Annotated in this window: 16 protein-coding genes; 6 read left to right on the top strand and 10 right to left on the bottom strand. The window is 64.9% G+C overall.

Features of this window, described 5'->3' with window-relative positions:
* Positions 1–29: 29 nt before the first annotated feature.
* The 3 genes from V1277_RS17810 to V1277_RS17800 all read right to left on the bottom strand — a co-directional run bounded on the left by V1277_RS17810 (position 30) and on the right by V1277_RS17800 (position 3,667).
* The gene (locus tag V1277_RS17810; protein WP_334417449.1) at positions 30–1,238 is read right to left on the bottom strand and encodes an acetyl-CoA C-acetyltransferase; all 1,209 of its coding nucleotides are present in this window, start codon (positions 1,236–1,238) and stop codon (positions 30–32) included.
* Positions 1,239–1,300: 62 nt separating this feature from the next.
* On the bottom strand, positions 1,301–3,091 hold the full coding sequence (locus V1277_RS17805) for an acyl-CoA dehydrogenase C-terminal domain-containing protein (protein ID WP_334417448.1): 1,791 nt from the start codon (positions 3,089–3,091) through the stop codon (positions 1,301–1,303).
* Positions 3,092–3,280: 189 nt separating this feature from the next.
* Complete coding sequence (locus V1277_RS17800; protein WP_334417447.1) at positions 3,281–3,667, bottom strand: nuclear transport factor 2 family protein; 387 nt, start codon at positions 3,665–3,667, stop codon at positions 3,281–3,283.
* A gap of 127 nt (positions 3,668–3,794) precedes the next feature.
* Between V1277_RS17800 and V1277_RS17795 the strand changes: the two genes are divergently transcribed.
* The 5 genes from V1277_RS17795 (at position 3,795) to V1277_RS17775 (ending at position 10,852) form a co-directional block, all read left to right on the top strand.
* Entirely contained in the window at positions 3,795–4,391 is a 597-nt protein-coding gene (locus V1277_RS17795) for a PadR family transcriptional regulator (RefSeq protein ID WP_334417446.1), read from the top strand.
* A 190-nt stretch (positions 4,392–4,581) separates the two neighbouring features.
* Positions 4,582–7,962 (top strand): hypothetical protein, encoded by a 3,381-nt coding sequence (locus V1277_RS17790; protein ID WP_334417445.1) that lies wholly within the window; start codon positions 4,582–4,584, stop codon positions 7,960–7,962.
* A 245-nt stretch (positions 7,963–8,207) separates the two neighbouring features.
* Entirely contained in the window at positions 8,208–8,867 is a 660-nt protein-coding gene (locus V1277_RS17785) for a hypothetical protein (RefSeq protein ID WP_334417444.1), read from the top strand.
* A 279-nt stretch (positions 8,868–9,146) separates the two neighbouring features.
* Positions 9,147–10,073, top strand: a complete 927-nt coding sequence (locus V1277_RS17780; RefSeq protein ID WP_334417443.1) for a sulfite exporter TauE/SafE family protein — start codon at positions 9,147–9,149, stop codon at positions 10,071–10,073.
* The gene (locus V1277_RS17775) at positions 10,070–10,852 is read left to right on the top strand and encodes a TIGR02186 family protein (RefSeq protein ID WP_334417442.1); all 783 of its coding nucleotides are present in this window, start codon (positions 10,070–10,072) and stop codon (positions 10,850–10,852) included. The genes V1277_RS17780 and V1277_RS17775 overlap by 4 nt, the downstream gene beginning before the upstream one ends.
* A gap of 42 nt (positions 10,853–10,894) precedes the next feature.
* Here the strand turns inward: V1277_RS17775 and V1277_RS17770 are convergent, their stop codons facing one another.
* The 3 genes from V1277_RS17770 to V1277_RS17760 form a co-directional block, all read right to left on the bottom strand.
* On the bottom strand, positions 10,895–12,253 hold the full coding sequence (locus tag V1277_RS17770; protein ID WP_334417441.1) for an NRAMP family divalent metal transporter: 1,359 nt from the start codon (positions 12,251–12,253) through the stop codon (positions 10,895–10,897).
* Positions 12,254–12,336: 83 nt separating this feature from the next.
* Positions 12,337–13,119, bottom strand: coding sequence for an MBL fold metallo-hydrolase (locus V1277_RS17765; protein WP_334417440.1), 783 nt, complete (start codon positions 13,117–13,119; stop codon positions 12,337–12,339).
* A gap of 79 nt (positions 13,120–13,198) precedes the next feature.
* Entirely contained in the window at positions 13,199–14,155 is a 957-nt protein-coding gene (locus V1277_RS17760; protein ID WP_334417439.1) for a DMT family transporter, read from the bottom strand.
* Between the two features lie 97 nt (positions 14,156–14,252).
* On the opposite strand from V1277_RS17760, the gene V1277_RS17755 reads away from it, so the two are divergent.
* Entirely contained in the window at positions 14,253–15,116 is an 864-nt protein-coding gene (locus V1277_RS17755; RefSeq protein ID WP_334417438.1) for a LysR family transcriptional regulator, read from the top strand.
* Between the two features lie 126 nt (positions 15,117–15,242).
* Here the strand turns inward: V1277_RS17755 and pdeM are convergent, their stop codons facing one another.
* The 4 genes from pdeM to V1277_RS17735 form a co-directional block, all read right to left on the bottom strand.
* On the bottom strand, positions 15,243–15,914 hold the full coding sequence (gene pdeM, locus V1277_RS17750; RefSeq protein WP_334417437.1) for a ligase-associated DNA damage response endonuclease PdeM: 672 nt from the start codon (positions 15,912–15,914) through the stop codon (positions 15,243–15,245).
* A 51-nt stretch (positions 15,915–15,965) separates the two neighbouring features.
* A complete protein-coding gene (locus V1277_RS17745; RefSeq protein WP_334417436.1) occupies positions 15,966–18,647 on the bottom strand; it encodes a ligase-associated DNA damage response DEXH box helicase in 2,682 nt (893 codons plus the stop codon).
* A 246-nt stretch (positions 18,648–18,893) separates the two neighbouring features.
* Complete coding sequence (locus tag V1277_RS17740) at positions 18,894–20,159, bottom strand: ABC transporter substrate-binding protein (protein WP_334417435.1); 1,266 nt, start codon at positions 20,157–20,159, stop codon at positions 18,894–18,896.
* Positions 20,160–20,387: 228 nt separating this feature from the next.
* On the bottom strand, positions 20,388–21,314 hold the full coding sequence (locus V1277_RS17735) for a class I SAM-dependent DNA methyltransferase (protein WP_334417434.1): 927 nt from the start codon (positions 21,312–21,314) through the stop codon (positions 20,388–20,390).
* Positions 21,315–21,519: the final 205 nt, after the last annotated feature.

Genomic DNA, 21,519 nt, shown 5'->3' with positions numbered 1-21,519 from the left:
GCAAGAGCGCCTTTGCCCACCCTACGTTCTCAGACTCTTTCGATGATCGTAGCTGTCCCCATGCCGCCGCCGATGCACAGCGTCACCAGCGCGGTCTGTTTGTTGGTGCGCTCCAGCTCGTCGAGCACGGTGCCGAGGATCATGGCGCCCGTCGCGCCGAGCGGATGGCCGAGCGCGATCGCGCCGCCATTGACGTTGATCTTCGCATTATCGATCTCGAACGCCTGCATGTAGCGCAGCACGACGGAAGCAAAGGCCTCGTTGAGTTCGAACAGGTCGATGTCCGACTTCTTCATGCCGGAACGCTCGAACAGTTTTTCGGTGACGTCGACCGGGCCGGTCAGCATCATCGCGGGCTCCGAGCCGATATTGGCGAAGGCGCGGATTTTTGCGCGCGGCTTCAGGCCGTGCTTGGCACCCGCTTCCTTGCTGCCGAGCAGCACCGCGCCGGCGCCATCGACGATGCCGGAAGAGTTGCCGGCATGGTGGACGTAATTGACGCGCTCGATTTCGGGGTGCGACTGGATCGCGACCGCATCGAAGCCGCCCATCTGCCCGACGACGGTGAACGACGGCTGCAGTTGCGCCAGCGACTGCATGGTCGTGGTCGGGCGCATGTGCTCATCCTTGGCAAGGATGGTCAGGCCGTTGACGTCTTTCACCGGAACCACGGACTTGTTGAAGCGACCCTCGTCCCAGGCCTTGGCGGCGCGCTGCTGGCTCTGCACGGCATAGGCGTCGACGTCGTCGCGCGAAAAGCCGTATTTGGTGGCGATCAGATCGGCCGAGACGCCCTGCGGCATGAAATAGGCCGGCACCGCCATTGACGGGTCCATCGGCCAGGCGCCGCCGGACGCGCCGATGCCGACGCGGCTCATCGATTCGGCGCCGCCGCCGATCACCAGTTCATGCTGGCCGGCCATGATCTGGGCGGCGGCAAAATTCACGGCGTCGAGGCCGGAGGCGCAGAACCGGCTGATCTGCACGCCAGGGACGCTTTCGCCGAGGCCCGCCTTCAGCGCCGCGAAGCGCGCGATGTCGCTGCCGGCTTCGCCGACCGGATCGACCACGCCGAGGATAACGTCGTCAACGACGTCTTCGGCGAGGTTGTTGCGTTCCTTCAGCGCCTGCAGCGGCACGGTGGCCAGCGCCAGCGCGGTGACCTCGTGGAGCGCGCCATCGGACTTGCCGCGGCCGCGCGGGGTGCGAACGTGATCGTAGATATATGCCTCAGGCATGACGCCCTCCTGGTATGAGGATCATAATATTATAGGCAGATCGAGCGGGAAACGGCGAAAAATCAGAACGCTTCCGCCGCCAATTCCATGGTGGTGGCGCAACCGGACTGAATGCGCGCAAGATGAACGTGGGTTTCCGGCAGCATCCGCTCCATGAAGAAGCGGCCGGTCACCAGCTTGGTCGTCAGATAGGGCGTGGCGCCATCAGCCGCAATCTTGTCCTGCGCCACTTTCGCCATCCGCGCCCACATGTAGCCGAAGGCGACGAGGCCGAACAATTGCATGTAATCGGTGGCGGCGGCGCCGGCGTTGTCGGGCTTGGTCAGCGCGTTCTGCATCAGCCAGCCGGTGGCCTGCTGCAGATGACCCAGCGCGGTCGAGAGCGGCGCGACGAACGGCTTCATCGCCTCATTGCCGCCGTGCTCCTTGGCAAAGCCTGCGACTTCGGCAAAGAAGGCCATCACGGCGCGGCCGCCGTTCCGCGGCAGCTTGCGGCCGACCAGGTCGAGCGCCTGGATGCCGTTGGCGCCCTCATAGAGCATGGCGATGCGCGCATCGCGCACGAACTGCTCCATGCCGTGCTCGGCGATATAGCCGTGGCCGCCATACATCTGCTGCGCCAGCACCGCGTTGGAGAAGCCGACGTCGGTCATCACGCCCTTCATGACCGGGGTCATCAGGCCCATATGGTCGTCGGCGGCCTCTCGGTCCTTCGGATCGGAAGAGCGGTGGGCGACGTCGCTCTTCAGCGCGGTCCACACTACCATGGCGCGCGCCGCCTCGTTGAAGGCGCGGATGGTGAGCAGCACGCGGCGAACATCCGGGTGCACGATGATCGGGTCGGCCGGTTTCTCAGGCTCCTTGGCGCCCGTGAGCGAGCGACCCTGCAGGCGCTCGCGCGCATAGGCGACGGCGTTCTGATAGGCGACTTCGGACTGCGCGAGACCTTGCACGGCGACGCCGAGGCGGGCCTCGTTCATCATCACGAACATGCCCTGCATGCCCTTGTTCTCTTCGCCGATCAGCCAGCCGGTGGCGTTGTCGTAGTTCATCACGCAGGTCGAATTGCCGTGGATGCCCATCTTGTGCTCGATCGAGCCGCAGGACACGCCGTTGCGCTGCCCCAGCGATCCGTCGGCGTTGACGAGGAATTTCGGCACCACGAACAGCGACACGCCCTTGATGCCGGCGGGAGCGCCTTCGATGCGCGCCAGCACCAGATGGATGATGTTCTCGGCGAGGTCATGCTCGCCGGACGAGATGAAGATCTTGGTGCCCGTGATCTTGTAGCTGCCGTCGGCCTGCTTCACCGCCTTGCTGCGCAACAGGCCGAGATCGGTGCCGCATTGCGGCTCGGTGAGATTCATGGTGCCGGTCCACTGACCCGCCACCATCTTCGGCACGAACATGTTCTTCTGTTCAGGCTTGCCGTGCACCAGAAGCGCAGCCGTCGCGCCCATGGTCAGGCCGCCATACATCGAGAACGCCATGTTGGCCGCGCTCTGGAATTCGGTGACGACCTGGCTCAGCGTCACCGGCAGCCCCTGCCCGCCATATTCCGCCGGCGCCGACAGACCGAGCCAGCCGCCTTCGGCCACCTGCTTGAAGGCTTCCTTGAACCCCTTCGGCGTCGTCACCGAGCCGTCGTCACGCCGCTTGCAGCCTTCGAGATCGCCGACACGGTTGAGCGGCTGCAGCACCTCTTCGGAGAGTTTTGCGGCCTCGCCCAAAATCGCCTCGCGCACATCGACGGAGGCGTCGGTGAAACCGGGCAGATTGTCGTAGCGGTCGATCTGGAACACGTCGTTGAGCAGGAAGGTGACGTCTTCCACGGGGGCTTTGTAGATCGGCATGATGTTCTCCCGGCGGGGCAGGCTTGAAAACTGGCGGCGGCGCTTGAGTTGAAACTGTGCGGCGTTCCGGAAAGCGACCTTATCCGGTTCGCGATGTCGTAGGGAGTGACCAGGCCAGCAAATATCCCGACAGCCATTGCGACATAAACGGCGCCGGGGGATGGTAGCGGCCTTGATCTCTCGCCCTTGTCACTGCTTGGCGAGTTGTTCCCCCATCAAGCGGTGCAGCAGATTGATTCCCTTCAGCGGACGCACCATCACCTTGAAGTGCGTGATCTTACCGTCATCGCTGAACGTGATGATGTCGACGCCGTTGATCTTGATGCCCTCGATCTCGTTTTCGAATTCGAGGACCGCGCCATTCGGGCTGCGCCATTCGCCGACATATTTGAAACCCGGGCCGCCCAGCACCTTCTCGGCGCTCGCCAGATATTTGAAGGTGATGTCGCGCCCGCGCTGCGGCGAATGTACGACCGGGCTTTCGAACACCGCATCCGGGTGCAACAGATCCCATAGCGCCGCCGTGTCATGGGACTTCATGTAGCCGTACCACTTGTCGAGGCCGCTCATGGTCATCATGTCTCCTGTGCGGGCAATGACGGGCTGGCGCCGGGGAATGGGCTTCTCCGGAGCTTATGCGCGTTGACGCATATGCAATTTTATGCATAATGTCAAATCACAGTGAATGTCGGAGGCCGGCGTCTTGGCGCTTGGTGACGCGATCCTTGCTTGCCTGACCGAACGTCCGATGACGGGCTACGAGCTCGCCAAGACGTTCGACAACTCGATCGGGTTTTTCTGGAAGGCCGACCACCAGCAGATCTACCGGGAACTCACCAAGCTTCGCGACCGCGGCCACATCCAGGGCCGCGAGGTGGTGCAGTCCGGCAAGCCGAACAAGCTAGTCTATACCCTCACCCCGGAGGGGCGCGCCGCGCTTCGGCACTGGGCTGCGCGGCCGAGCGTTCCGGCGTCGATCAAGGACGACCTCCTGGTGCGGCTCTACGCGCTGGACAGTGTCGACATCGAACCGCTCCGCACCGACCTGATGGCGCGGCTGGAGCACCACCGCGACCGCTTCGCCCGCTACGAACGCCTGCTCAACAAGCGATTCCCCGACGGCACGGCGCCGCCGGCCGATGTCGGAAAATTGCTGGGACTTCGCATCGGCCTCGCCCACGAGCGCGCCGTGGCGGAATGGTGCGAAGAGGCGATCGAGGCATTGTCGGCCCTGTCTTCTGGCGTGGAGCGGAGCAACGTCGTGCCGATCGAGGACGTCAAGCGCGAAACCAGCGGCTGACGCCGGCCGATTTGGCCGGCCGGTAACTTTTGGGGCCGACCGTCCCATTCCTTAACCCCTTCTTTACCGTAACGCGGAAAAGTCGGTTCCGAGGCAGGCGACCCGCGCGAAAATACGATTGTCTCTTCAGTGGGACGCGCGGGGAGGCTGATGGCGCGGGTGGGGCGCCGTAGCGGAACCGGACGAGAGCATGAATTCGCGCGTATCGTGGAGTGTTGACGGCATCGATCCATCGGTCCGCGACAGAGCCGAGGCGGCTGCGCGCCGCGCCGGCATGTCGCTGAACGAATGGCTGAATTCCACCATCGGCGAACCGGCCCCGCCCAGTTTCGGCGCGTCCTCCGGTCAGCGGCCGGCGACGCCGGGCCGGCAGATCCCCGACGTGGCCGACATTCACCAGCGCCTGGATTCGATCACAAAGCAGATCGAGCAGATTTCGCGGCCTGCAGCCCGCGGCGAAGCCGCTCATGGCGAGCCGACGGTGGCCCGCCAGCTCAACGAGGCCATTTCGCGCCTCGACGCGCGGCTGTCGCAGATTTCGAATCCCGTGCCGGCGCGCCAGGCCCAGATGCAGGAAAGGCAGCGTCAGACCGATTTGGTCGAGCGTGCCGCGGCCCAGGTCTATCGCCCGGCGCCGCCGCTCAGCCCGGCCTCGATGGATTTTGCGGTCGCCGAAATCGCCGCGCGCCAGAACGAACTCGATGCTCCACCGCCGCGCCAGATGCCGCCGCGCAATGCCGCGCCGACGGCCTCGGCCGCCCAGCCCCATTCTGCGCAGCCCAAATCTGCGCAGCCAATGACGCAGGCCGCGCCTGCGGGGCCGGACTTTTCTTCGCTCGAACGGCACCTGATCAAGATCACGAGCCAGATCGAGGCGCTGCAGCGTCCTGATCATATCGAACAGTCGATTGCGGCGTTCCGCAGCGAGCTTGCCGAAATCCGTCAGGCCATTACCGAGGCGGTGCCGCGCCGGGAGATCGAATCGCTCGAGAACGAAATCCGCTCGCTGTCCCGCCGCATCGACGATAGCCGCCATAATGGCACCGACGGCCAGATGCTGGCCAACATCGAGCGCGCGCTCGGCGAAATCCGCGAAGCGTTGCGTTCGCTGACCCCGGCCGAGCAACTCACCGGCTATGACGAGGCGATCCACAATCTCGGCGCCAAGCTCGACCTGATCCTGCGCTCGAACGACGATCCGTCGACGGTACAACAGCTCGAAAGCGCGATCGCGGCGCTGCGCGGGATCGTCTCCAACGTCGCCTCCAACGACGCGCTGGCCCGGCTCGCCGACGACGTACATACGCTGTCGGCCAAGGTCGACCAGCTTTCCCGCTTTGACGGCAACAGCGATGCGTTCGGTATTCTCGAACAGCGCCTGGCCGCGCTGACCTCGACGCTGGAATCCCGACAGCCGCCGGCCGCGAGCGAGACTTCGGAATATGTCGAGAACGCGCTGCGCTCGCTGTCGGAACGGCTCGACCGCATTCCGGCCGGCGACGACAATGCGTCGGCGTTTGCCCATCTCGAACAACGCGTCTCGTATCTCTTGGAGCGCCTGGAAGCCTCCAACGATCGTTCCGCCGCCGCCGCACCCACCATCGACCTCGGACGGGTCGAGGAAGGCCTGCACGACATTCTGCGTTCTCTCGAACGCCAGCACGCCAGCCTGGTCGCACTCGCCGATTCCACCCGCAATTCCGGCAGTGCATCGCAGCCGACGGACTCGGGCATCGTCGATCTGGTCAAGCGCGAACTGTCCGACATCCGCTTCAGCCAGTCGGAAACCGACCGCCGCACACAGGACTCGCTGGAGACCGTCCACAACACGCTCGGCCATGTGGTCGATCGCCTGTCGATGATCGAAGGCGATCTGCGCGGGGTTCGCGCCGCACCGGCTACGTCCGCCGCTCCGCCTGCAACGGCCGAAATGCCCGAGGAAGCGCCCCGCCCGACCACACCGCTGATGACCTATCCGCAGCAATCGAAGCCGGAATTGCCGAACCCTGCCGCGCTGCAGGGGAATGCTCCGGAGCCCTTTGCCGCCGCCCCGCGCGAATTCCACGCCGTGCAGCCGGCCGCGCCGGTTGCGCCGCCACTACCACCGCGCGCGATCAGCGAAATCCTGGAGCCGCACGCGGCCGCACCGCGCACCGCGATCGCGCCGGAATTGCCGCCGGATCACCCGCTCGAGCCCGGCACGCGGCCGCCACCGCGCGCCGCGTCGCCATCGGAACGGATCGCCGCGTCCGAAAACGCGATCAGCGAGATTGCTTCCGCACCGAAGGAGCCGGTCAGTTCGTCGAGCTTCATTGCCGCCGCGCGCCGCGCCGCGCAGGCCGCAGCCGCCGCGCCCCCGCCCGAGAAAGCCGGGCGTTCGGCTGCGAAGGCCGCATCGAAGGACAAGGGCGGCGACAAGGCCAAGGCGGACGACAAGAACGCCTCGAACATTTCCTCCAAAATCCGTTCGCTGCTGGTCGGGGCGAGCGTGGTCGTGATCGTGCTCGGCACCTTCAAGATGGCGATGACGCTGCTCGATACCGGCAGCGTGCTGCATCTGCCTATGATGGAACAGTCCAGCGAGCCGGCCCCACCGGCGCACGCCCCCGCACCCTCGGAGAGCAGCGCCAGGCCCGCGCCCGCAATGCCCGCGCCGCAGGCGCCCTCGATGATCTCGCCGACGCCGGTCGAGAAGCAATCGAACAATTCTTCCGCACCGAACACGCTGGACAGCGCGCGGGTCGCAGCTCCGCCGCAGGCCACGGCGTCCCCGGTTACGGCCAGCGATATCACCGGCGCGATCCAGGCGATGCCGGCCAGCGGCGGCAAGCTTGCGATGATCGCGGTGCCGCCGAGCGAGCGGTTGCCTGATGGCATCGGCGGGCCGGTGCTGCGCGCCGCCGCGCTGAAGGGCGACCCGGCCGCGGCTTACGAGGTCGGCGTGCGCTTTGCCGAAGGCAAGGGCGTCGCCCCGAACCTCGACGAGGCCGCCAAATGGTACGACCGCGCGGCGCAGGCCGGCGTGGTGCCCGCACTGTTCCGGCTCGGCACCTTCTACGAGAAGGGCATGAGCGTGAAAAAGGACCTGGATATCGCGCGGCGCTACTACCTGCAGGCGGCCGAGCGCGGCAGCGCCAAGGCGATGCATAATCTGGCCGTGCTCGACGCCGATGGCGGCGGCAAGGGTGCCAACTACAAGAGCGCGTCGACCTGGTTCCGCAAAGCCGCCGATCGCGGCGTCGCCGACAGCCAGTTCAACCTCGGCATCCTCTATGCCCGCGGCATCGGCGTCGAACAGAACCTCGCCGAATCCTTCAAATGGTTCAGCCTCGCAGCCGCCCAGGGCGATGCGGATGCCGGCCGCAAGCGCGACGATGTTGCCAAGCGCCTCGACGCCCAGTCGCTGGCAGCGGCCAAGCTTGCGATCCAGACCTTCACCGTGGAGCCGCAGCCCGACGAGGCCGTTAACGTGGCGTCACCCGCCGGCGGCTGGGATTCGGCCCCCGCACCTGCCACGGGCAAGCCCGCCGCCAAGCCGGCTGCGACCAAGCGCACCGCCGCCGTTCACTAAGCGCTTACCGCCGGCGTCGCGCCATATCCTCGGCCACAAATTCGTATTAGTGCTTCTGCTCAGCCTGATCCTGAACGGGTCCGGCTTGCAAAGAGGATCGATTGTCAGCCGACGACAGCCAGGACGGGGAAAATCGCCTCCGCCGCTCGCCGACAGGCCCTGCGGTTGCGCCACCGCGCCTCCCGCCCGGTCAGGCCCCGGCGCCGCCGCCCCAGCCACCCCGGCGCCAATGGCAGTTTTGGACGGTGGCTATCTTCATCCTGCTGGTTGCCGGCGTCTGCATTCGCGCCTACCGGGACCTGTCGCAGCCGGAGGCCTGGCACTACTGGAAGGACCAGTACGTCTCGCCAAGCCTGACATCCCAGGTGATCGATACGCTCCACCTCGAAGGTTCGAGCCGGGGGCGCCGTGCCCTGTTCGTCAGCGGCACGATCGGCCCCGCCGCGGCGAGCTGGTTTCGCAGCAGGCTGGACCAAGCCAACCTCGCACCCGGTGACATCGTATTGTTGGCCTCCCCCGGCGGTGATTTGAACCAGGCCGTGATCATGGGCGAGATCATCCGGTCGCGGGGGCTGGCGACCGCGGTCGGCAGCGCCGACGCTGCGGGCCGCATCAAGCCCGGTTACTGCGCCAGCGCCTGCGTTCTGGCCTATGCCGGGGGCAAGACTCGCTTCGGCGTATTGGGCTCGGCATTGGGCGTTCATCGGTTTGTCACGACCAGGCCCTTGGGCGACCCTGTCGCAGAGGCCCAGCGGATATCGGGCGCGGTGTTGGGCTACATGACCAAAATGGGGATTTCATCCTCGATCGTGGAAGCGATGTCCGAGACCAGGGACATTCGCTGGCTCAGCCCCAAGCAGGCGCTGGCGATGAACCTCGTCACCGACCCGCTCGGAACGCCCTGAGCCGGCCGAGTGCCGGTCCCACTAACCGACTGCTTTCCGGATTTTGTAACAGCGTTTCAACGTCCTGAGACACGCGCGCGTACGGCAAAAATTTGCCTTGCCGGGCATTTTTAGTCCCTCACGCTGCCGAATTCAGTTATGCAAAGGCGCGGGAACCGGCCCTGCGCACGCAAAGGTGCATGCGCGAACCGGATTCCACTGCCGGCAAATACAAGAGAAACCATGCCCTGAGCGGCCCCTCGGCCGTCTCTTGCGGCAAAGCTACAAAAGCAGACGCGCGTGCAGCTCTACCTCCCGATCGCCGACATTCCGGTCAATGTTTTCCTCATCCTGGCGATGGGCGCGGCGGTTGGGTTCGTCTCCGGCATGTTCGGGATCGGCGGCGGCTTCCTGATGACGCCGCTGTTGATCTTCGTCGGCATTGCGCCCGCGGTCGCGGTCGCCTCGGTCGCCAGCCACATCGCGGCGTCCTCGTTCTCCGGCGCGATCTCCTACTGGCGGCGGCGCGCCATCGATCCGGTCCTGGCGGTGGTGCTGCTGAGCGGCGGCGGTTTGGGCACGGCGCTAGGGGTGTGGACCTTCACGCTGCTGCGCTCGCTCGGTCAGCTCGATCTCATGATCGCGACGTCTTACGTGATCCTGCTGACCACCGTCGGCGCCCTGATGTTCTGGGAGGGTTTGCGGGCGCTGCTAAGGGCCCGCCGCGGCGGTCCGGTCACCACGCGCCGCCCGGGCAGCCATGTCTGGATTCATGGCCTGCCGTTGAAGATGCGCTTCAAGCGCTCGAAAATCTACCTGTCCGTCATTCCGGTCATCGTGATCGGCCTGGTCATCGGCTTCATCGGCGCCGTAATGGGGATCGGCGGCGGTTTCATCCTGGTGCCGCTGTTGATCTATGTGCTGCGCGTGCCGACCTCGACCGTGATCGGCACCTCGATGGTGCTCACCCTGGTCACGATGGTGTTCGCCACCATGCTGCATGCCGTGACCAATCATCTGGTCGATGCGGTGCTGGCGCTGATCCTGATGGTCGGCGGCGTCACCGGGGCCCAGTTCGGCGCCCGCGCGGGGCAGAAAATCCGCGGCGAGCATTTGCGGCTGCTGCTCGGCCTGTTGGTGCTCGCCGTCGGCGTCCGTTTTGCCGTCGAGCTGGTGATCCGGCCTGAGGATCTCTTCACCATCCGCGAGACGGGGGGCACCGGATGATCGTGCGCGCCCTGCTCCCACTGGCTGGCCTGCTCCTGGGCGCCGCGCTCGCGGCATCGCCCGCGCAGGCGGAGCGGCTGATCGTGTCGGTATCGAACCATCGCGTCACCGTGACGCCGAACTATTCCGGCGAGGAGCTGGTGCTGTTCGGTTCGGTCGAGAAGGACGCCACCACGCCGGCCAATCGCAGCTACGATCTCGTGGTAACAGTTGCCGGCCCGCGCGCCGACATGGTGACGCGCCGCAAGGAGCGCCGGTTCGGGATCTGGATCAACACCGACTCCCGGCAGTTCCTCCAGGTGCCGACCTATCTGGCGCTGTTTTCCAACCGCCCGTTCGACGCCATCGCCTCGCCCGAGGTGCAGCGGCGGCAGCAGCTCGGGCTGAACAACGTGCTGCTCACCCAGCGCGTCGGGCCCGACTATGCCGACGTCGTGCCGGACGATGCGTTCCGCAGTGCCTTCGTGCGGCTGCGCAAGGAGCACGGCCTTTATCGCGAGGAGACCTCGGCGGTGACGTTCCTGACGCCGACACTGTTCCGCACCGGCATTCCGCTACCCGCGGAAGTGCCGATCGGTCTCTATAATGTCGAGATCAAGCTGTTCGCCGAAGGCGCGCTGGTGGCCAAGACCGACACTGCGTTTGAAATCGTGAAAGTCGGCTTTGAACAGTTCGTCGCGAATACCGCGCGACAGAACGGGTTTGTCTATGGGCTCGTCACGGCGTTCATGGCGCTGATGACGGGATGGATGGCGTCGATCGTGTTCCGGAAGGATTGATGCGTCAATGCGTAGGATGGGTATCGCTGCGCTCTACCCAACTTACGATCTCCCGGCAAAAAACCCCACCCCCATCGCGACGACGCTGAGCAGCATCGCCGCGGTGGACAGCCATCCGAGCCAATAGAGTGGGCCCTTGATGACGTAGCGGTCCATCACATCGTTGCGGCGCGCCATGAGCATTAGCAGCACCATCACCGGCACGGCGAGCACGCCGTTGATGACCGCGCTCCAATACAGCGCCGAGATCGGGTTGATCGGCGTGAAGTTCAACGCGATGCCGATACCGGCCGAGAGCGTCAGCACCGCGTAGAACGCGGCGGCAGCCTTGGGCTTGCGCGCGAGCCCAACCGGCCATCGCCGTCCCTCCCCGACGGCATAGGCCGCAGCGCCAGCGAGCACCGGAATTGCCAGCAATCCGGTGCCGACGATGCCGAGCGCAAAAATTGTTTCAGCGAACGCGCCGGCAATCGGACGCAGGGCTTCGGCCGCGTCCGCCGAGCTCTGGATATCGGTCTTTCCGGCCGCATGCAGCGCCGCCGCGGCGGTGACGATGATCGACAATGCGATCAGGTTGGAGAACGCCATACCGACGATGGTGTCGGCGCGAATGCGATTGAATTCCTTCTGCGCGCCGTAATGCTTTTCGACCAGCGGCCGCTTCGCCTTGTCGACGCGCTGGTCTTCGGCTTCCTGCGAGGCCTGCCAGAAGAACAGATAGGGCGAGATCGTGGTGCCAAGAATGGCGACGATGGTCGTGAAATATTCCAGGCTCCAGGCCGGGCGCGGAATGAGAATGCCGGCAAGCGCGTCGCTCCACGAAACTTTTGCAAAGGCGAGCGCGGCAACGTAGGCGAACAGGCTGAGCGTCAGCCATTTCAGCACCGACACGTAGCGTCTGTAATCGAGGAAGATCTGCGCCGCGACCGAGGTCACGCCGAACAGCAATACATAGAAGATGCTGTGACCGCCGATCAGCAGTTTGGTGGCGTCCGCCATGGCGCCAAGATCGGCGCCGATGTTGATGGTGTTGGCGATGAACAGCATCGCCACCACTACACTGAGCAACCATGGCGAATAATGCCGGCTCACATTGCCCGCGATACCATGCCCGGTGACGCGGCCGACGCGTGCGGAGATTTCCTGGATCGCCGCCATCAGCGGAAACGTCAGCAGCATGGTCCAGCCGATGCCGTAACCGAGCTGTGCGCCTGCCTGGCTATAGGTGCCGATTCCCGATGGATCGTCGTCGGACGCGCCAGTGATCAGGCCGGGCCCGAGTGCTCTCAGCGCATCACGGAAGCGAAACGAACGATGTGCCTTGGCCTGCGCTGCCGGTTTGTTGTTTCCGGCTCCCGTATGCGCGTGGCGCTTCCGATGCGACTTGTTGCGAACTGACATGCCAAGGGTCCAGCCCCGGCGACAACGAACCTGACGGGCACAGGTTCCGGACCACGAGCTTGTCCGTTGCCTCCTGGTGTCCGTCACGCGGCGCGTAGCGGCTCGATGATTGTGGCTACGCCCGGCTCCAGAATGCGTAAACGCGGTCCAAACCCCAGCGTATCGAAGGTGGCGCGCAGATCGTCCGCACTCTGACGGAAATGCTTCCACCCTTCCGTATGCACGGGCACGATCACCGCGTCCGGGAATGCGCGCGCGGTTTCGATCGTATCGTTGGTGTCCATCGTGATGTGGAAGGGGCCGCGGGTTTGCGCCGCGCCCGCGAACGGCAGCACCACGCCGGCCTTGAACCGCTTCGCCACTTCGGCAACGCCGTCGTACCAGACGGTGTCGCCGCTGATGTAGATCGGACGGCTGCCCGGCCTGCTCGACGAAACCACGAAACCGATCACGTCGCCCGCCAGGGGTTCGATTCCCGCCGGGCCGTGACGCGCCGGCGTCGCGGTGATGGTCAGCGAATGACCGTTCCTGCCGGTTAGTTCGGTCGACGCCCACGGCGCAAACCCTTCGGCATGGCCGCCGAGCCGTTTGGCTCCGACTTCTGTTGTCAGAACGCGCTTGGCGGCTTTGAGAAAATCGCGCCCCGAATGATCGAGATTGTCCGAGTGCTGGTCATGGCTGAGCAGCACGGCATCGACCTCGCCGATATCATGCGCGCTGACGGCGGGACCGACCAGTTTTTCCAGCTTCACATGCGGCAGTTGATAGGCACCGGGCTCGTCGAACGTCGGATCGGTCAGTAGCCGGAAGCCGTCGAGTTCGATGAGCGCCGTCGGGCCGCCGATCAGGGTGATGGTAACTGTCATTGACTTGCTCCTTGCACTAAAGCGTTTTCGAGCGAAGTGGATTCCGGTTCGCGTGAAGAAAACGCGTCAAAGCGAAAATTTAGAGCTTCGGTTCTGATTTCATCAGAACCGAAGCTCGGGATTGACCGGCCACTGCTGCGGGACGGGTCACCAGATAAATGCCAAGCGCTACGGGAACGATGCCGAGCAGGTCGCGCAATTCCATGTGCTCGCCGAGCACGAGGAAGGCGAACAGCATGGCGAGCGGCGGCATCAGGAAGTGATAGGCGCTCGCGGCCGTCGCGCCGCAGACCTTCAAAAGGTGAAACCAGAGCAGGTAAGCCAGGATCGATCCGCCGAGCACGAGGAAAGCGAACGCGCCGGCGAGCCGCGCGCTCGGCACGATGTCGCTGACGCTGGAGAGCGTAAACGCAAACGGCAGCAGCACGACGCCCGCGGCGAGATTCTGCACGCCATTGCCGACCCAGAGACTTCCTTTCGGCGCCAGCACCTTGAACAGGATGGTGCCGACGACGATCGAGACCAGCGACGCGAGTGTGAACAGGATGCCGTGAAAGCTATCCGTGCCGACCGACATGCGATGCCAGACGATGAAGGCGACGCCGGAGATGCCGAGCAAGAGTCCCGCCACCTTGCGCCAGGTCAGCGCCTCGCCGAGAAACAACGCCGCAAGCACAGCAGTGAAAACCGGATTGGCGCTGACAATCAGGCCGCCGAGGCCGGCCGATACCGTCTGCAACCCGGTATAGCCGAGACCCAGATAGAGCGCGTTGTTGGCGACGCCGAGAATCGCGAAGATTCCGGCGTCGCGCCAGGTCAGCGAGGACCATGCCTCGCCGCGCAGCGCCGTGATGCCGAGGATGAGGACTCCCGCGAGCGAAAATCGCGCTGTGAGCAGGATCAGCGGTGGGCAGTCGGTGACGCCGACCTTGCCGGCAACGAAGGCAAAGCTCCAGAGCAGACAGAACAGGCCGATATAGAGCGGTAACAGATTGAAGCCGGCGCGCGGGACCGCGACCGAAGGGGCGAGCGACATGGATGGTCTCCTTCACCCCTGATCTAGGGCTGCGCCTTGATATTTGGAAATTAAATGATAAACTGGCAATCAGTGGATTTATAAATGGAGCATTCACATGCTCGATCTGGAGCTGCTGCGCAGTTTCGTGTCTGTCGTCGATGCCGGCGGATTCACCCGCGCCGGCGAGCGCGTCCACCGCACGCAATCGACCGTCAGCCAGCAGATCAAGCGGCTGGAAGACGATTTCGGCCAGCCGCTGTTGAACCGCAACGGCAAGGACGTGACGCCGACGGAGGCCGGCGAGCGGCTGCTTTCCTATGCGCGGCGGCTATTGTCGCTCGCCGAGGAAGCCCGCGACGTGGTGGCGCGGCCGGAAAGCGAGGGCGCGATCAAGCTCGGTATCCCTGAGGATTTCGCCGCCTATCGCCTCGCCAAGCTGCTGGCGACATTTTCGCGGTCACGACCGGGCCTGCGGCTCGATGTGCGTGCCGACCAGAGCACGTCTCTCAGGCGCGACATCGAACGCGGCGATCTCGATCTGGCGCTGCTCAAGCGCGACGCCGGCGAGAAAGGCGCGATCGCGGTGTGGCCGGAGAAAGTTCATTGGGTCACCAGCAAAACCTATCCGGTCGATATCGACGCTGGCTCGGTGCCGCTGATCGGCTTTCCCGCCGGCTGCCTCTATCGTTCGCGCGCTATCCATGCGCTGGAAAGCGCCGGGCGATCCTGGCACATGGCCTATACGTCTTCCGGCCTCGCCGGCATCCAGGCCGCGGTCGCCGCAGGATTGGGATTGAGCATTCTCTCCGACATCGCGATCCAGGCCGGCCATCGCGTGCTCACGGCGAAGGACGGCTTTGCGCCGATCGACAAGACCGAACTGGCGCTGGTCGCATCGCCCGACGCCACCCCCGCAACGCTGCGACTCGCCGACCGCCTCGCCGAGTTCTGCGACAGCGTCGACGCGAAGGCGGCGTAGCGATACGAGGAATCGTAGGGTGGGCAAAGGCGCTCTTGCGCCGTGCCCACCATCAAATGCGCCGCTCCCGATGGTGGGCACGCTTACGCTTTGCCCACCCTACGGCACCGCCGCGAATGCGATCGCTCAATAACACCTTGACGCGGCTATCGCGTGCAGCCGGTTGTCGCCGAGCACATGCGCCATCAGGCCCGGCGTTGGAAAAATCTTGGCAAACGCGGGATCGCGGATGCTCAGGCCCCCGGTATAGGCGCCGAACGCCGGCATCACTGCGCGCTCGCCGTCACTGGCAAAGCACCTCCGCTCCATCGATCGTCCCCGGGTGGCGACGCGCGCCTTGGGATGCAGATGGCCGGCAATTTCACCCGCTGCCCCCGTCGGCTCATGGCGGAACATGATTGGCCCGACGGCGACTTCGTTCGCCACCGTGCCGCCGAGGTCGGGTGGCAGAGCCGGATCGTGATTGCCCGATATCCAGATCCAGTCGCGCCGCGCCTGCATCGCTGACAGCGCGTCGCGATCCGGCGCCGACAGCCGCTGATGCGCGTCGCGATCGTGAAAACTGTCGCCGAGCGCGATCACCATGCGCGGGTCGTGCCGGGCGATGACGGCGGCGAGACGGCTCAGCGTCGCGACGGTGTCGTAGGGCGGCAGCAGCACGCCGCGCGCGGCGAAGCTGGAGCCTTTTTCCAGATGCAGGTCGGAAACGACGAGCAGGCGCTGCTCCTGCCAGAACAGCGCGCCGGAGAGGTCGGCGCGGAACGTCACGTCGGCAACCATGACCTTCGAGGCGCGCATCTGTTGATCGTCTCCCGAAGACTGCGCCCCTGCCGTCACGTGCCTTCCCGCTTATCCCATCGCCTCTTTGACGAGTTCGTCGGCGGCTTCCGCCAGCAAGTCGTCGCCTGCTTCGCCATAAACTGACTCGCGGCCGATTTCCAGCATCACGGGGACTGCGAGCGGCGAAACGTGTTCGAGTTCCCGATGGCTGATTCGCCCGTGAATACGCAAGAGCATATCACCCAGACGCTTGAGATCGAGCAGGCCGGTGGCGGCATCGGCGCGCGCGGCGCGCAGCAGCACGTGGTCGGCCTGATGCTTGCGCAGCACGTCGTAGATCAGGTCGGTCGAGAACAGCACCTGGCGGCGGGATTTCTCCTCGCCGGTGAAGCGCCGCGCGATCAGGCCGGAGATGATGGCGCAGGTGCGGAAAGTACGCTTCATCAATGCGGATTCGGCGAGCCACGCCTCGAGGTCGTCGCCCAGCATGTCCGGATCAAACAGCGCGTTGAGATCGAGCTTGCCGTGCCGGATCATGAACGACATATCGCCGAGGCCCCATACGGCCAGTGCATACTCGTTGGCGACGAAGCCGAGCGGCCGCACCCGCGCCCGCTCCATCCGCCGCGTCAAGAGCATGCCGAGCGTCTGGTGCGCCAGCCGGCCCTCGAAGGGATAGCAGACGAGGTAATGTTTGTTGCCGCGGGGAAAGGTCTCGATCAGCAGTTCTTGCACTGCCGGCACGCGGGAAAAATCCCTCTGCAGCGACAGCCAGTCGCGCACCTGATCGGGCAAGGCATTCCACGCGCGGCGGTCGTCGAGCAACTTGCGCACGCGCTCGGCGAGATAGGTCGAAAGCGGAAACTTGCCGCCCATATAGGACGGCACTTTCGCGTCCTTGTCGTTGGCGCGCGAGACGTAGACCACGTCCTCGGCGAGCGCCTCGTAGCGCACGACTTCACCGCCGAACACAAACGTGTCGCCGATGACGAGGCCTTCGATAAAGGCTTCCTCGATCTCGCCCAGCATCCGCCCGCCGCGGCCGAGCGCGCCGGTCGAGCCGGCCCCGCCGCTGCGCGAGCGCACCAGGCGGACCTTCAGCATGGTCTCTTCGACGATGGTGCCGACGTTGAGGCGATAGCTCTGCCGCACTTTTGGATTGGCAACGCGCCAGCGACCCTGCTTGTCCTGCTTGATGCGCGCAAAGCGTTCGTAGGTCTTCAGCGCATAGCCGCCGGTGGCGACAAAATCGACCACGTCGTCGAAATCGGTCCGCGTCAACAAGGAATAAGGCGCCGAGGTCAGGACTTCCGCATAGAGATCATCGGAAAAAAACGGCTCGCCGCAGGCGCAGCCGAGCACGTGCTGCGCCAGCACATCGAGCGCGCCAGTACGTAACGGTGGCGTATCCTGCGCATTCTCCGCAATGGCATCGATCGCGACGCGGCACTCCAGCACCTCGAAACGGTTGGCCGGGATCAGGACCGCGCGCGAGGGTTCATCCAGTCGGTGATTGGCGCGGCCGATACGCTGCATCAGCCGCGAGGCCCCCTTCGGCGCACCGACATTGATGACGAGATCGATGTCGCCCCAGTCGATGCCGAGATCGAGCGAGGACGTGCAAACCACGCCGCGCAGCTTTCCCGCCGCCATCGCGTCCTCGACCTTGCGGCGCTGCGCGACGTCGAGCGAGCCATGATGCAGGGCAATGGCAAGGCCGTCGTCGTTCATGCGCCAGAATTCCTGGAACAGCATTTCAGCCTGGCTGCGGGTGTTGACGAAGATCAGCGTGGTCTTGTTGCGCCGGATCAGGTCATACATTTCGCCGAGCGCATGGCGCGCGGTATGGCCGGCCCAAGGCAGCCGCTCCTTTGTGTCGAGCATCTCGACGATGGGCGCCGCCGCGCCGCCGGCCACGACGATATCGGCCGACACGTCCTTGCCGTCGCGCTGCGGCATCAGAAACCGCGCCAGCGATTCCGGCTCGGCTACCGTCGCGGATAGCCCGATCGCGCGCATCTCCGGCGCCAGGCGCCACAACCGCGCCAGGCCAAGCGACAACAGATCGCCACGTTTCGAGGTGACCAGCGCGTGCAGCTCGTCGAGCACGATGCGTTTCAGCGAGGAAAACAGAAACGGTGCGTCGTCGGACGACAGCAGCAGCGCCAGTTGTTCCGGCGTAGTCAGCAGAACATCCGGCGGATAACGCCGCTGCCGTTGCCGCCGCGACACCGGAGTGTCGCCGGTGCGGGTCTCGACCTTGATCGGCAGTGCCATCTCCGCGATCGGCGTCTCCAGATTGCGCGCGATGTCGACGGCGAGCGCTTTCAGCGGCGAGATGTAGAGGGTGTGGAGACCGCCGGTGCGTTTCACGCTGCGGCCGGTGGAGACGAGGTTGGAGCGAGTTTGCAGCTCAAGCCCCCTCCCCCTGAAAGGGGGAGGGCTGGGGTGGGGGTCAGCCGCTTGCTCCGTGCCCGCGGCTGACCCCCACCCGTCGCGCTCAGGCGCGCGCCGACCTCCCCCTTTCAGGGGGAGGTTGGAAAATGCCGCACTCAACTCCACCAATGTCGGCAAAAATCCGGCAAGCGTCTTGCCGGCGCCGGTCGGCGCGATCAAGAGCGCCGAACGGTCGTCGCGGGCCTTTGCCAGCAGCGCCAATTGATGCTCGCGCGGCGACCAGCCGCGCGCGGCGAACCAGCGCCGGAAGCGGTCGGGCAGCAGCGCAGCCGTTTCAAGCGGCGTGAGGGGCAAGGGATCGGGCGACGGCACGGAGGAAGAGGTAAGCCGTTGGAGCGGGTTCGTCGAGGGCTACTGCTTAGCTCGCCCGGCTGTCTCGTGTCCCGGGCGTGCAACGCTGCGCCGCAGAACCGGGACCTACGCCGCAGCATTGTGGACCCCGGATCAGCAGCGCACCACGCCGCAAGGCATAGCGCGTCAACAGACGCGCGTAAACGCGCTGCTGGCGCTGCGCAGCATCCGGGGAACGCCGTCCGCCCCCTACTCCGTCACCGGCTTATCCGAAATGTCCCAGTCCTTGCCGTTGAAGATCGAGATGTAGAGCGTCTTCATCGGCGTGTAGTCCTCGGGCGTGTAGCTGTAGTTCACGCCATCGAGGAAATAGGGCGAATGGAAGCCCGCCAGCGTCGTCGCCTGCTTGAGCACATTGGCGCGGGTGAGTTCGTCGCCGCAGCGGCGCAGGATTTCCGCCATCGACGCGACCTGGCCGTAGCCGGCAAAGGCGATGGTGTTATCAGGGTCGACGTTCGGCAAATATCTCTTGCGCAATTCCTCGAACGCCATCACGTCCGGATCCTTCTCGAAGCGCGGCACGCCGACTTCCTTGGCGTAGCGGATGGCGACAATGCCGGTTGCGTTCTCGAAGCCGGCGGCGGTGAGAATTGAACGGCCGGTCGATCCCGCCGACAACAGGTGCAGCGGCTTCCAGCCGAGTTCAGCCACTTTGCGGATCGACTGCGACGACGCCTTGCCGGTCGAGATATTGTAGAAGACGTCAGCGCCCGATTTAGAGAGATTGATGATCTGCGAATCGATCGTCGGCTCGGTCAGATCGTAGGTCTGTTCCATGATCACCTTGGCGGTGCCGCCGGCGTCCGCCAGCACCCTCTTGAAGGGACCGAGGAAATCGCGGCCGAAATCGTCGTTCTGGTAGAGGATGCCGATCTTCGCGTTCGGCTTCACGCTCACGACATGCCGGGCGAGAATGCGCGCTTCGGTCGGATAGAGCGGCAGGCCCGCCATGGTCCACTTGAAGTTCTTCGGGTCGTTCCATTTCGACGCGCCGGTATTGAGCAGCAATTGCGGCACGCCCTTCGAATTGAGATATTTGTGCACGGCAGTCTGCGGCGCGGTCCCGAGTGAGCCGTAGAGCGCCAGCACCTCCTCCTGCTCGACCAGCCGCCGCGTTGCCTCGACGCATTTCGGCGCGCTGTAGGCATCGTCCATGGTGAGGAATTTTACCTTGCGTCCGTTGATGCCGCCCTTCTCGTTCAGCATCTGGAAATAGGCTTCGCCGACACGACCGAGCACGCCGTAGAGCGAGCCGGGACCGGAATGCGGCACGGTTTGCCCGATCTTGATTTCGGTGTCGCTCGCACCCGGATCGTATTTCTTCTCCGCGGCCCAGATGAAGGGCGCGGGCAGCGTTGATGCAAAAGCGGTAGCGAGCGCAGTGGCGCCGAATTCACGGCGGGTTTGTTTCTTGTTCGTTGTTGTTTCTCCCTTATGGGAGCTTTGATCAGGCATTCCAGTGTCCCTGGCAATAGCTGACATGACGCACGCAATGCCGCCATTCGCGGTGTGCGTAGCGCCTAGACTCAAGTTTCACCCTCTCCCCTTGTGGGAGAGGGTGGATCGAATGAGCGCCAGCTCATTCGAGACGGGTGAGGGGTCTGCGTCCGCGGAAAGAACCCCTCATCCGGCGCGGATTGCATCCGCGCCACCTTCTCCCACAAGGGGAGAAGGGAAGAGCAGTCAAGTTTTCGCGGCGACGGCGACCAAGCCAGGAACCGGCGCATGATCCTCGTTGCGGGCGGATAATTCTTCGAGGCGGTATAATTGCAGGCCGCCCCCCTCGACTGCCGCGCGCACGTAAGCTGCGGCGTGCGCGTAGCGGAGCCCCTGCCCGAGCCTGACACCCTCACCGTCATGGGTTTCCGTGGTGAAGGCGATGAGACCGCCCGGCACCAACACGCGCGCTGCTTCCGCCAGCACGGGAGCGATGTCGGCGACATAAACCATGGCGTCCGCGGCGAGAATGAGGTCGGCGCTGGCCTCCCTCCTTGCGCGCAGGCCCTGCAACATGTCCGCGACTTCCAGCTCCGCATAGAGGCCGGTGGCGCGCGCCCGCTCGATCATGCGCGGCGACAGATCGACGCCGATGAAATGATCGACTTCCCTGGCAAACGCCGACGCTGCCAGCCCGGTGCCGCAGCCGAGGTCGATCGCGCGCTTGAAGAACGCCGGCTTGCGTGCGGCTGATCGCACCGCCAGCACCGCCTTGAACAGCAGCGCCGGGCCGCGATAACCGAGATCATCCACAAGCGAGGATTCAAACCGCGGCGCATATTGATCGAACAGCGTTTGCACATAGGCCTGCGGCATGCCGGCCAATGGCTCGGCGCCGAGCCGCATCAACCTAAGTCCGGCGCCACGGCGGTCGCCGGGATCGCTGGCCTGGGCCCGGCGAAACGCGGCAATGGCCGCGTCATGCTCGCCGAGTCGTTCGCGGATATCGGCGAGCGTGAACCAGGCGGAGGTGAAATCCGGCACCAGCTCGATCGCCTGCATCAGCAGATCGGCGGCGGCCGCAAGATCGCCCTTCAATTGCAGATCGCGCGCGAATTCGAACCGGCGGTCGGCCATCAGATCGCCGGAAGAGAGAAACAGGCGGGCAGGCATGGGTTCCGAAACTTGTCATTGCCGGGCTTGCCGGCTTCGCTGAAGCTACGCCGGCCGAGCGCATTCTTGGCCCGGCGAAGCCTTGGCGGAGCCGGGACCCGGTAATCCATCATAAAAAGTAGACTCTTCAAGAGATGGATGCGCGGGTCAAGCCCGCGCATGATTGCTAAACATCACACGGCTGAACATTGCGGGGAGACGCCCT

Origin of the sequence: Bradyrhizobium sp. AZCC 1588 (assembly GCF_036924735.1) — a bacterium.
Lineage (GTDB): Bacteria > Pseudomonadota > Alphaproteobacteria > Rhizobiales > Xanthobacteraceae > Bradyrhizobium.
Note: the sequence above shows the minus strand (reverse complement) of the source record. Positions and strands in the feature narration are given on the sequence as shown.

Excerpts from the sequence above, each read along its gene's own strand:
- V1277_RS17810 (WP_334417449.1), bottom strand. The coding sequence starts at position 1,238 with ATGCCTGAGGCATATATCTACGATCACGTTCGCACCCCGCGCGGCCGC.
- V1277_RS17805 (WP_334417448.1), bottom strand. The coding sequence starts at position 3,091 with ATGCCGATCTACAAAGCCCCCGTGGAAGACGTCACCTTCCTGCTCAAC.
- V1277_RS17800 (WP_334417447.1), bottom strand. The coding sequence starts at position 3,667 with ATGACCATGAGCGGCCTCGACAAGTGGTACGGCTACATGAAGTCCCAT.
- V1277_RS17790 (WP_334417445.1), top strand. The coding sequence starts at position 4,582 with ATGAATTCGCGCGTATCGTGGAGTGTTGACGGCATCGATCCATCGGTC.
- V1277_RS17775 (WP_334417442.1), top strand. The coding sequence starts at position 10,070 with ATGATCGTGCGCGCCCTGCTCCCACTGGCTGGCCTGCTCCTGGGCGCC.
- V1277_RS17770 (WP_334417441.1), bottom strand. The coding sequence starts at position 12,253 with ATGTCAGTTCGCAACAAGTCGCATCGGAAGCGCCACGCGCATACGGGA.
- V1277_RS17765 (WP_334417440.1), bottom strand. The coding sequence starts at position 13,119 with ATGACAGTTACCATCACCCTGATCGGCGGCCCGACGGCGCTCATCGAA.
- V1277_RS17760 (WP_334417439.1), bottom strand. The coding sequence starts at position 14,155 with ATGTCGCTCGCCCCTTCGGTCGCGGTCCCGCGCGCCGGCTTCAATCTG.
- V1277_RS17755 (WP_334417438.1), top strand. The coding sequence starts at position 14,253 with ATGCTCGATCTGGAGCTGCTGCGCAGTTTCGTGTCTGTCGTCGATGCC.
- pdeM (WP_334417437.1), bottom strand. The coding sequence starts at position 15,914 with ATGCGCGCCTCGAAGGTCATGGTTGCCGACGTGACGTTCCGCGCCGAC.
- V1277_RS17740 (WP_334417435.1), bottom strand. The coding sequence starts at position 20,159 with ATGCCTGATCAAAGCTCCCATAAGGGAGAAACAACAACGAACAAGAAA.
- V1277_RS17735 (WP_334417434.1), bottom strand. The coding sequence starts at position 21,314 with ATGCCTGCCCGCCTGTTTCTCTCTTCCGGCGATCTGATGGCCGACCGC.